Below are 12,010 nucleotides of genomic sequence, written 5' to 3'. Positions count from 1 at the left end.
TCATTTTATTACTAAACTGTTAAAATGACAGGAAAAATATATGAGGATATAGATATCAATAAGCCAGTTACTGAAATTGATAAGGAAATTCTTGATTACTGGAAAAATAATAATATTATAAATGAGGCATTAAATACCAAAAGGGATTTAAAAAAATTCGTGTTTTTGGAGGGCCCACCAACCGCAAATGGAAGACCACATGTCGGTCATTTAATGACCAGAACCATGAAGGATACCGTAATGAGGTATAAATTCATGGATGGCTATGATATATTAAGAAGAACCGGTGGCTGGGATTGCCACGGTTTGCCTGTGGAACTTGAGGCTGAAAAGCATTTTGGATTTAACAGCAAGAAGGAAATAGAGGATTTTGGAATACAGAAATTCAATGAATACTGCCGTGAGAGCGTATTCAGATATATAGACGAATGGCATGAGGTGGACGATCTCATAGGCTTCTGGATAGATCAGAATAAGTCATACATAACCCTTAAAAATGATTATATTGAAAGTGAGTGGTGGGCATTAAAAACATTATATGAATCAAAAATGCTTGTCAAGGACTATAAAATAGTCCCATACTGCCCAAGATGCGGTACATCATTAAGCTCACATGAGGTTGCACAGGGTTATAAAAATGTGGACGACCCATCAGTTTATGTTAAATTCAGGGAAAGGGGATATGAAAATAGATTTTTTATTGCATGGACAACAACACCATGGACGCTTCCATCAAATGAATTTCTTGTTGTAAACCCTGACTTTGATTATTCATTAATATCCAGTCAGGGGGAGGAATATTATCTTCTCTCATCAATGGTCGACACGCTTTTTAAGGATTATAAAATAATTAAAACATTCAAAGGCCGTGATCTTGATGGAATAAGGTATGAGCAGCTCATGCCATTTTTACATGTTCCGGATAATGCACTTCGTGTTGTTACCGGAGATTTTGTGACGGCCGAGGATGGTACCGGTATTGTGCATGCAGCCCCCGCCTTCGGTGCAGACGATTTTGAAATAGCCAAAAGGGAAAATGTTTCCATGGTAAATCCCGTATCACTGGATGGAAAGTTTGTTGATGACCTCCCATGGAAGGATATGTTCTTTGAAAATGCCAATATACCAATAATAGATTACCTTAAAAAGAATAAAATACTTTTTAAAAGCCAGAAGATAAAGCATACATATCCATTCTGCTACCGCTGTGGTACAAGACTGATGTACTATCCCTTAGATGCATGGTTTATAAAAGTTTCTGAAATAAGGAACCTTTTAATGGAAAATAATGAAAAGATAAACTGGTTTCCGGATTATTTAAAGGATGGCCGTTTTGGAAACTTTCTTGCAGAGGCAAAGGATTGGGCACTTAGCAGGGATAGATACTGGGGTACACCACTGCCGGTATGGAAATGTAAAAATGGGCATTATGTAGCTGTTGGAAGCAGGGAGGAACTAAAGGCTCTTGGCGGCAATGTTCCAGAAGATCTTCACAGGCCATTTATAGACGATGTTGTTTTAAAATGCCCGCAATGTTCGGAACCCATGCACAGGGAACCACACGTAATAGATACATGGTTCGATTCTGGCAGTGCACCATATGCAGCACTGCATTATCCGTTCAATAAGGAATTTAATTCTGAAACCAGCATACCTGTGGATTTTATTACAGAGGCAATTGATCAGACAAGGGGCTGGTTCTATACCCAGCATGTAATATCATCGTTATTATTTAAAAAGAACGCATATAAAAATGTTCTATCAATAGCATTCATACTTGACGAGCATGGCCAAAAAATGAGCAAGAGCAAGGGCAATTTCGTTACAGCAAGGCAGTTCATTGATGATTTTGGTGCGGATCCCGCAAGGTTGTTCTTTTTCTCAGGTGCACCATGGAACTCAAAATCAATTGACAGAAAATTAATAGGCGATTTAACAAGAAAATCACTTGGCACCCTTGGCAATATTTATTCTTTCTTTGCATCAAACGCCAATCTTGATAATTTTGTATTTGAAAAGCTTGAAAAATCTGAAAATATACTTGATATGTGGTTGCTTTCCAGACTCAATTCAACAATAAAATCTGTAAGGATTAATATGGACTCATTTAACATGCATATAGCCCTAAAAAATATAATGGATTTAATTGACGATTTTTCAAATTTTTACTTAAGACTGTCAAGGAAAAACTTCTGGGAGGGCGAGCTCTCAGAGGATAAGAAAAGATCCTATGAAACCCTATATTTCACATTATTAAGCATAATAAAAATGCTTGCACCAATGGCCCCATTCTATTCAGAATACCTGTATCAGAAGCTATCTGGAGAAAAAAAGAGCGTTCATTTTGAGGATTATCCTGTCGCAGATACATCCTATATAAATGAGGATTTGGAAAAGACCTTTAAATATGCAGAGACTGTACTTGAGCTATCAAGAAGGGCCAGACAGGATGCCGGAATAAAGGGAAGGCAAACTGTTAAAGAAATATTAATTTACAGCGATGTTAATCTTCCAGAAGATGTCTTAAATATAATTTCCCCAGAATTAAATGCAGAATCAATAAGATTAATAAATCAGAAGGATAGGCCAGTAAAAGTTGTCATGAAGCCTGTATATGCAAGGGTTGCACCAGTTATGAGATCAAAAACATCGGAATTTTCAGATTTTGTGTTAAAGAATTCTGAAAAAATATACAAGGAAATAATGGATAAGGGTTACACTGAATATAACGATTTACAGTTTAAGAAGGAGGATTTTGAAATAAATGAAATCCCGGATGAAAATTATTCATTTGCATCTGCTGATAAACTTGGGCTTAATGTATTTATTAACAGGCATATAGATGAGAAACTTAAACTTATTGGCTATGCAAGGGAGATAATAAGAAGAATCCAGATAATGAGAAAGGATATGAATCTTGAATATTCTGAATTTATAAATACAAGCATTGACTGCACAGGAGACATAAAAGAAGCAGTTGAAGAATATTCAGATTATATTAAAAAGGAAACATTAAGCAGGGATATCAAGTTTGGATCCGGTGATGATTACCGTGTATGGGATATAGACGGCGGGCACATAGGAATTAAAATAGAAACAATTAACTAATTTTTTCAATTATTACAAAATATCTTATAAGTGATCTGTGCTGGTAAACCGGCACACTGTTTATTATCTTAAAAAATTTCTTTGAATATTCCAAAAGCTCCAGATTATTAACTATAATTGAACATTTACCATGACTCTTAAGAAGCTCATTAAATTTTTCAAAGGAGGTTTTGTACAAATTTTGTATGTCATAATCATTTACGGATGAACTCCTGCCATATGGCATATCAGTAACAATGGCGTCCACAGCTTTATTAATATTTAAATCCTTTATATCCAAATTGTATATTTCAATGTATTTTAAATCGAAATATTTTAAATTTAATTTTGTACCCATTACCATGTTCAAAAGGGCATCATTTCCTATTATTCTTCTTCCCATAAGTGCTGCCTCTATAAGTATACCACCTGTTCCACAAAATGGGTCAAGAACGGTATCCCCGGGCCTTGTGTATGAGGTATTTATTAGATATCTCGCATATTTTGGATGAAGCGATACCGGTGAAAAAAACGGTCTTAATGGTGCCCTTCTTGATTCAAAATCTTTTTTATTTCTTGAGTATACAAGTATTCCAAGATACCATATATCAGCCTTAACAGCACGTACAATAAAATCTGGGTTATTAAATGAAATCCTGCCCCTACCACCCAAAATCTTCCCAACAGTGGATTCTACCATTTCAGTATTATACCCGGGAGGCACAGAGGCCCTGACATAAAACTTTCCCTCTGGAATTTTACAATTAAACTCATTATAATCCGGTTTTTCATCTATTATCTGCGATATATAATTGATAAATCCTGAATTCTCTATATCCCTGTAATTCCCCTCTATTATGTATATAAAGTCTGATTTATAAATTATGTCAAAATCCCTAAAAGTTTCTTTTATTGCGTTTATTTCTGATGATACAATATCACGATTTTCCCTTGTATACTCAAGAACATATCTCATTTTTTATTTTTATTGTTTTTTTGATAATTTTTCTTTTTCCTTTAACAGGTCATTGTACATGCTTTCATATATTTTATTCATTTTTCTTATAGTACGCTTTATTGCGGCCTGTGGTTTACCCGTACTAACCTTGATATAAATTTGCGGGTTGTCTATTTCAGGATGCTTTATGTAGTAATGGGCTATTTCTACCTTATCGTCCTTGGTAACCTCTTCCATTAAAGGTCTTAAAAGCGTATTATCATAATTAATTACCTCTAATGTAATAGAATCTTTATTCCTTGAAACAACATTAAATTTTGAATCCATAAAACATCATTATATCTGAATATATATTTATTACTAATTTAATAGCATTGGGCACTGAAAATGTCATTTTAAAAATAGAACATAAAAGTTATTAATATAAAAGTCTCTATGAATCAATATGAACTATTATGCAAAATTCTTCCATGTTAAAATGTATTTTAGAATAAATTATTTATATTCGAATAAGCATAAAAAAAAGATATTTAAATATTAAAGTATTATATGGTAAAAGGAAATAATCCTATTAAAGGTGAAAAAATATGGCACAGGAATTACCACACATAAATTTAGTAGTAATAGGGCATGTAGATCACGGGAAATCTACCCTTGTAGGGAGGTTGTTATACGAGCACGGAGAAATCCCACAGCACATTATAGATGAATACAAAAAGGAATCAGAGGAAAAGGGAAAGGCAACATTTGAATTTGCCTGGGTTATGGATAGATTCAAGGAAGAAAGGGAGAGAGGAGTTACAATTGATCTTACACATAGGAAATTTGAAACAGACAAGTATTACTTTACAATTATAGATGCCCCGGGCCACAGGGACTTTGTCAAAAACATGATTACAGGTACAAGCCAGGCAGATGCAGCCGTCCTTGTTGTTTCAGCAAGGGAAGGAGAGGGCGTCATGGCACAGACAAAGGAGCACGCATTCCTTGCCAGAACACTTGGAGTGCCACAGCTTATATGTGTTGTTAATAAGATGGATGCCACACAGCCGCCGTACAGTGAGGCAAGATTCAACGAGGTTAAGGACCAGATCACAAAGCTTCTCACACCAATTGGATACAGGGACGTTCCAATTATACCTATAAGTGGATACAAGGGTGATAACATACTAAAGGCCAGTCCAAACCTTTCATGGTGGAAGGGCCCAACATTAATGGATGCACTTAATGCATTAAAGGTTCCTCAGAAGCCAACAGACAAACCATTAAGAATACCTGTTGAGGATGTATATTCAATTACCGGTATAGGAACAGTTCCAGTTGGAAGGGTTGAAACAGGTATTATAAAGGTAAACGACAAGGTTATATTCATGCCTGCAAACAAGGCTGGAGAGGTAAAGTCAATAGAGATGCATCACACACCAATGCAGCAGGCTGAGCCAGGAGATAATATAGGTTTCAACGTAAGGGGTATTGCAAAGAACGACCTTAAGAGGGGTGACGTCTGCGGTCCACAGTCAAACCCACCAACAGTTGTCAAATCATTTACAGCCCAGATAGTTGTATTGCAGCACCCAAGCGTTATAGCCGCAGGATACAAGCCTGTATTCCATGTCCATACAGCACAGGTTGCATGCAGAATTGATGAAATCATCAGGACAATAAATCCAAAGGATGGTACAACATTAAAGGACAAGCCAGATTTCATCAAGGCCGGAGATATAGCAGTTGTTAAAGTCGTTCCAGACCGCCCACTTGTACTTGAGAAGGTATCCGAGTTCCCACAGCTCGGAAGGTTCGCAATCAGGGATATGGGCATGACAGTTGCAGCAGGTCAGTGCATAGATCTTGAAAAAGCATCAGCGTGATCATAAATGGCATATAAAGCACGTATTTCACTTAGTGGCACTGAAAATAAAATAGTTGACGTTGTCTGCGACGAAATTAAAACAATTGCCAAAAGAACCGGCGTTGAAATACATGGACCAATACCATTACCAACGAAACGGCTCATGGTACCTGTGAGAAAGAGTCCTGATGGTGAGGGCTCACCCACATGGGACCGCTGGGAGATGAGGGTTCATAAAAGGCTTATAGATGTTGACGCAGACGAAAGAACATTAAGGCAATTAATGAGAATATCTATACCTGATGGTGTTAGAATAGAAATACAGATAAAGAGTTAATTTTTTTAATTTTTATTGTTTGAAAATAGTATTAAATAATAATTTACAATATGGTTTTTTATAAGGTGTTATTATGGGTCGAAAAGAGGATAATATTGCAAAGGCAATGAAATTAATTGAAAATCCTGAAAGAATTAGGAATATAGATATAGCAGCTCATATAGATCATGGTAAAACCACGCTTAGTGATAACCTTATAGCCGGCGCGGGAATGATGAGTGAGGAACTTGCAGGTAAACAGCTTCTTCTGGATTATGATGAGCAGGAACAGGCAAGGGGAATAACAATTAATGCCGCAAATGCATCAATGGTGCATGAGGTTGATGGGAAAGAATATTTAATTAATCTTATAGACACACCAGGTCATGTGGACTTTGGTGGGGACGTTACAAGGGCCATGAGGGCTGTCGATGGCACGGTAATAGTTGTTGATTCAGTTGAGGGTGTCATGCCCCAGACAGAAACAGTTGTGAGGCAGGCATTAAAGGAAAAGGTTAAACCTGTTTTGTTTATTAATAAGGTTGACAGGTTAATAAATGAGTTGAAGTTAAATGCAGAGGAAATGCAGAAGAGATTTATTAAGGTCATTTCCGATGTAAATAGGCTTATATCTAAATATGCACCAGAAGAGTTTAAAAATTCATGGCTTGTAAATGTACAGGCCGGAACCGTAGCCTTTGGTTCTGCATATAATAACTGGGCACTGTCTGTGCCAGCCATGGGCATATTTAAGATAACATTTAAGGAAATTACAGATCTCGTCAGCAGTGGCAGGCAGAGAGAGCTCGCAAAAAAGGCACCGCTGCATAAGGTTGTTCTTGATATGGTAATCAAAAATCTGCCAAATCCGGCAGAGGCACAAAAATACAGAATACCCCAGATATGGCATGGAGACCTTGACTCCGAGGTTGGAAAGGCCATGCTTAAGTGCGATGATAATGGGCCGGTAAGCATGATGATTACAAAGATCCTAATAGACCCGCATGCTGGAGAAATTGCCGTGGGAAGGGTTTTTAGCGGCATAATTAGGAAGGGCAGTGAGCTTTATGTTACCGGTGCCGGCAAATCAAAGGTTCAGCTGCTATCAATGATGGTTGGTCCAGACAGAATAGCAGTAGATGAGATCGCTGCAGGAAACATAGCTGCGGTAATAGGTCTAAAGGGAGCGATTGCCGGTTCCACAGTATCCTCAATACCGGACATGGAGGATTTTGAGCCAATGTCCCATTATTCAGATCCGGTTGTAACACTGGCCATAGAGGCAAAGCATACGGCAGACCTTCCCAAACTTATAGATGTTTTGAGGTCGGTTTCAAAGGCAGACCCATCAATACAGGTTGATATAAATCAGGAAACAGGTGAGCATTTAATATCAGGTATGGGTGAACTTCATCTGGAAATTACACTTTACAGGATAAAGAATGATTATAAGATCGATGTGGTAACATCAGAACCGCTTGTTGTTTACAGGGAGACCGTTGATAAGACTGGCGGGCCATTCGAGGGAAAATCACCAAACAAACATAACAGATTCTATTTCAAGGTTGAGCCACTGCCATCTGGAGTTGTTCAGGCAATACTTGATGGAAAGGTGCCAGAGGGATCAAAGTTTAAGGACAGAAAGGCTGTTATGGCAACACTTGAGGAGGCCGGATTAACGCACGATGAGGCCAGGGGTCTTGTTTCAATACACGGCACAAATGTTATGCTTGATATGACCAAGGGAATACAGTACCTTGATGAGACCATGGAGCTTCTCATAGAGTCATTTAATGAATCTCTTGATAAGGGTCCTCTTGCAAATGAGAAGGTTTATGGTGTTAAGGTAAGCCTTATGGATGCCAAGCTTCATGAGGATAGTATTCATAGGGGCCCGGCACAGGTTATACCTGCTGGAAGAAACTCCATTTATGGTGCAATGTGCCAGGCAGGCAGGGTTTTACTTGAACCAATACAGAAGGTTTACATAAGCGTACCCCAGGAATTGATGGGTCCCGTAACCAGTGAAATGCAGCAGAGGCGTGGCGTCGTTGAGGATATGCAGCAGAATGGGGATGAAATAACCGTTGTTGCAAAGGTTCCGGTGGCAGGCATGATCGGTTTTGCATCTGCCATTAGGAGCGCTACAGGTGGAAAGGCCATCTGGAACTCAGAAAATGCAGGGTATCAGAGGGTACCTTATGAACTCCAGGCAGGCATAGTTGCAAAAATTAGGGAGAGAAAGGGGCTTAAACCAGAACCCTATGATGAGTCCTATTATGCTTCCCTGTAATTTTAATCAAAACATTTTTTAGATATAAATTAATCATTTTTTATGAAATATTTATGTTTTAATGGTCATGATCGTAAAAATAATGAGTTATTCTGCAATGTTTGTGGATCCCCATTTGAAATAATTGTGGATGAAAAATATCATGACAAAATACTCGATAACTATCCATATATAAAAAAATGGATAAACCTGGGTGAGGTTACCACACCAGTAATCGGTAACGGAGACCTTTATTTTAAACTTGATTATTATTCTCCAACATTCTCATACAAGGACCGTGGTTCAAGGACATTAATATCCTATTTGGCATCCAGATACGATAATCATAATTTAAGCATAAATGAGGATTCATCAGGCAATGCCGGTGCATCCATAGCTGCCTATGGCCATATGGCAGGTTTTAATGTAAATATATTTGTTCCTGAAACAGCAAATGCAATGAAGCTTGGTCAAATAAAGCTTTACGGTGCAAATATAATAAAGGTTAAGGGCAGCAGGGATGAGGTTCAGAATGTGGCAATGAAATACGATGGAATATATGCATCCCATGTGTTAAACCCTGAGTTCAGGGATGGCATACGAACCTTGGCATATGAGATATTTAACCAGTTTGAGCATATGCCTGATAGGGTTTTTATACCGGTTTCAGCCGGAACATTACTTTCAGGGTTATTCTCAGGTTTTAAGCACCTTCTTGATTCTGGGGAGATAAATAAAATACCGGAAATAATTGGTGTCCAGCCTGAGATTATATCACCATTATGCTCTCAAATCAACGGTACATTATTTGATGAGAACAATGATAAGTCATCTGTGGCCGATGCACTTGTATCCAAAAAGCCCGTGTTAATTAAAAAAATGTATGATATTATTAAAAATTATGGAAGATGTGTTACTGTATCTGAAAATGAAATAATTACGGCAAGAGGTGATCTGGCATTATCAGGCATACTTACCGAGTACAGTTCTGCCACGGTATATGCCGCATATAAAAAATTAAGAAAGCATGGTAAAAATCTTTTAATACTTACAGGAAATGGCTTAAAAACAAATTATTAATTTACCTCGTAATCCTTACCATTTATGGTAAAATAATATGATACATTGATACCTGCATTTTTAACAGTTAATGAGACTGAACAGTACTTTGTCATTGATAATTTAATGGCCTTTGCTGCACTTTCCGGATCAACATCTCCCTCAAATATATAATGTATTTTCGCATATTTGAGAAATCTTGGGTGCTCATCCCTTTTTTCTCCCTCAATCTCACATCTATATGATTTTATATCCATCTTCATTTTGTTTAAAATTACAAGAACATCATCACTGGTGCATGCACCCATGGCCATTAATAATAATTCTGTTGGTGAATGATAAATATCCTTTCCAACAATCGAATTCTTAATTTTTACATCATCCTTCCCATCATCTGATATAAACCCTATATCATTATCGAATTTTATCGACACCTTCATGGAAATTGATTTTTATACATTATATAAAGTTTATTCACTGGTAAATTTTGTAATTATTTCATTCACAACGTATTCCGGAACACCTGTTTCCTTTGATGTCCTGGATATATCAAGATTCTCAAGAAATGATCTTATTACCTTTCTGCAGAAATCATCGTATTTATCCGCCGCAGTTTTTAATTTCTCAATAATTTTATCTTTTATTGCCAGTAATTCGGTACGTTTTTTCTCAATATCATTTATGGCATTATTTATATCGTTTAATTTTTTTATAAGAGAGATGTTTAAATCAGGCAGGTCAACTTTATTTTCATATTCTATATCCAGTTTTTTGATTCCCATAAAATTTTTTGAATAATCTATAATTATCGTTGAAAATCCCTGAGATTTATATATTTTTCTAGGTGCACCAAGGGAGGATGGTATAATTCCGCTGGCAGACACAAGCCCTATTTTTTCCAGTATATCAAGCTGCTTGTTAATTGCCTGCTGTGATATTCCCATGGCCTTGCTAAGCTCAAGTGCATATGAATCATAATTTGCCAGCATTTTAAGCAATTCCCTTCTGGTATTATTTTCCAGTATGTTAAGTAACGTCCATAGATCATCCTCCATTGAAATCACCCTAAAATTAAAAAGAATAATTTAATGGTTTTAATCTATTTTCACTGTCTTTCCAGAATTCCTTCCGCCAGTTTTTGATATTGTGACATCGAGGACACCATTTGTGAACTTTGCAGAAACGCTGTTTACATCCACTGGTGTGTTGAACTCTATGTTTTTGTAATATTTTCTTTTGTCAGTGTCAACAGTTAATTCCACATTATACTCATTTACAGTTAATTTTATGTCTGATTTATCAACGCCGGGCAGTTCATATGTTATGTATATATTTTTATTATCCTCATTGATATCTGTTAATGGCTCCCTGAAACCCTCTTTTATGTTCTCGTTGAATCCAAGCCTCCTTGGTACGTTCCCAAATTCCTGGAATGTTGGCTTGCCGTCAGGGCCTATCTTATATGTAAAGCCATATACATATGGACCCATAACCTTGGCATTACTGTTACCTTTCATTACAGATTCCCAGAATTTGGCTATTTCGTTATTTATCCTCCTCATGTCAAAGCCAAATTCATCGTACAGCTCATCAAATATATCATCCCAGTCATCATATTTTTTATCCACCATATATCTCACCTCAGTTGACAACCTTTAGTTGTCAACTTATATATTAAAAAATAGTATATAAAGTTTTCTACTAAAATGTTATTATATTGCACCATGATTTTTTTAGTCATTATAAAGCAATACATTTTTCATTGCAAACAAATTCCATATTTATATGCAATTAACAGAGCGACACCATATCGGCTTATTATCTTTTTAGTGCTTATTATAAAAAATAATCTTAAAAATTAATCCTCCCCATCCTTATGTATGTAGAAGGTTCCTATGATATTCTCTATATCAGAATCAGGAAGCCTGAACTCCCTTATCTTAATATTGCTTTCAAGAAGCATTAATTTTGCAAGGTCATCAGGGTAACCTTCAGCATATATAATCTCTGTTAATCCTGCATTCATTATCATCTTGGAGCAAACAACGCATGGATGTGTGGTAACATATATTTTGGCTCCCTTAATGCTTACTCCATTTACAGCAGCCTCTATAATTGCATTCTGTTCAGCATGCAATCCCCTGCACAGTTCATGCCTTTCGCCTGATGGTATACCCATCTCATCACGTATGCATCCAACAACGTCACAGTTAACGGTGTGTGTTGGTGGTCCATTATAGCCTGTGGCCAGAACCTGGTTATCCCTAACGATAACAGCACCCACCTTTCTTCTGGTGCAGTTAGATCTGGATGCGGCAAGATAGGCCATCCTCATAAAGTATTCATCCCAGGTTGGCCTCCTATATTCATACTCCATGCTTATTAATTAATAATAATGATATAAATATTATTTAAAATTTATCTTAACATTCACTATATATAAAAATAAAATTTATCCTAAAGTATTAA

11 protein-coding genes are annotated in these 12,010 nt (G+C 36.8%); 5 read left to right on the top strand and 6 right to left on the bottom strand.

The features are described 5' to 3' along the window. Positions 1 to 24 precede the first annotated feature (24 nt). Positions 25 to 3,108 carry an isoleucine--tRNA ligase gene (gene ileS, locus AOG55_RS06965; protein WP_055041079.1) on the top strand — a complete coding sequence of 1,028 codons (3,084 nt, stop codon included), beginning with the start codon at positions 25 to 27 and terminating at the stop codon, positions 3,106 to 3,108. On the opposite strand, the gene AOG55_RS06960 is transcribed toward ileS, so the two are convergent. Together AOG55_RS06960 and AOG55_RS06955 are read right to left on the bottom strand one after the other, a co-directional pair. Beyond that, positions 3,101 to 4,063 carry a DNA methyltransferase gene (locus AOG55_RS06960; protein ID WP_048101899.1) on the bottom strand — a complete coding sequence of 321 codons (963 nt, stop codon included), beginning with the start codon at positions 4,061 to 4,063 and terminating at the stop codon, positions 3,101 to 3,103. The genes ileS and AOG55_RS06960 overlap by 8 nt on opposite strands. Positions 4,064 to 4,072: 9 nt before the next feature. Continuing rightward, positions 4,073 to 4,372 carry a DNA-directed RNA polymerase subunit L gene (locus tag AOG55_RS06955; protein WP_048101898.1) on the bottom strand — a complete coding sequence of 100 codons (300 nt, stop codon included), beginning with the start codon at positions 4,370 to 4,372 and terminating at the stop codon, positions 4,073 to 4,075. Between the two features lie 260 nt (positions 4,373 to 4,632). Here AOG55_RS06955 and tuf point away from each other — a divergent pair, with 260 nt between their 5' ends. From tuf to AOG55_RS06935, 4 genes are all read left to right on the top strand, one after another. Then, positions 4,633 to 5,913, top strand: a complete 1,281-nt coding sequence (gene tuf, locus AOG55_RS06950; protein WP_048101897.1) for a translation elongation factor EF-1 subunit alpha — start codon at positions 4,633 to 4,635, stop codon at positions 5,911 to 5,913. Between the two features lie 6 nt (positions 5,914 to 5,919). Then, positions 5,920 to 6,231: a 30S ribosomal protein S10 gene (gene rpsJ / locus AOG55_RS06945; RefSeq protein WP_048101896.1), complete on the top strand. Its 312-nt coding sequence runs from the start codon at positions 5,920 to 5,922 to the stop codon at positions 6,229 to 6,231. A 73-nt stretch (positions 6,232 to 6,304) separates the two neighbouring features. Beyond that, complete coding sequence (locus AOG55_RS06940) at positions 6,305 to 8,503, top strand: elongation factor EF-2 (RefSeq protein WP_048101895.1); 2,199 nt, start codon at positions 6,305 to 6,307, stop codon at positions 8,501 to 8,503. 42 nt (positions 8,504 to 8,545) lie between these two features. Further along, positions 8,546 to 9,562, top strand: coding sequence for a pyridoxal-phosphate dependent enzyme (locus AOG55_RS06935; RefSeq protein WP_055041078.1), 1,017 nt, complete (start codon positions 8,546 to 8,548; stop codon positions 9,560 to 9,562). Here AOG55_RS06935 and AOG55_RS06930 read toward each other — a convergent pair. From AOG55_RS06930 to AOG55_RS06915, 4 genes are all read right to left on the bottom strand, one after another. Then, positions 9,559 to 9,981 (bottom strand): OsmC family protein, encoded by a 423-nt coding sequence (locus tag AOG55_RS06930; RefSeq protein WP_048101893.1) that lies wholly within the window; start codon positions 9,979 to 9,981, stop codon positions 9,559 to 9,561. The two genes, AOG55_RS06935 and AOG55_RS06930, sit on opposite strands and share 4 nt — an antisense overlap. A 30-nt stretch (positions 9,982 to 10,011) precedes the next feature. Further along, positions 10,012 to 10,596, bottom strand: a complete 585-nt coding sequence (locus AOG55_RS06925) for an ArsR/SmtB family transcription factor (RefSeq protein WP_048101892.1) — start codon at positions 10,594 to 10,596, stop codon at positions 10,012 to 10,014. 39 nt (positions 10,597 to 10,635) lie between these two features. After that, on the bottom strand, positions 10,636 to 11,172 hold the full coding sequence (hsp20, locus tag AOG55_RS06920; protein ID WP_048102162.1) for an archaeal heat shock protein Hsp20: 537 nt from the start codon (positions 11,170 to 11,172) through the stop codon (positions 10,636 to 10,638). Positions 11,173 to 11,399: 227 nt separating this feature from the next. Beyond that, positions 11,400 to 11,918: a deoxycytidylate deaminase gene (locus tag AOG55_RS06915; RefSeq protein WP_048101891.1), complete on the bottom strand. Its 519-nt coding sequence runs from the start codon at positions 11,916 to 11,918 to the stop codon at positions 11,400 to 11,402. Between the last annotated feature and the right edge of the window lie 92 nt (positions 11,919 to 12,010).

Source organism: Acidiplasma cupricumulans, from assembly GCF_001402935.1.
Classification (GTDB): domain Archaea; phylum Thermoplasmatota; class Thermoplasmata; order Thermoplasmatales; family Thermoplasmataceae; genus Acidiplasma; species Acidiplasma aeolicum.
Note: the sequence above shows the minus strand (reverse complement) of the source record. Positions and strands in the feature narration are given on the sequence as shown.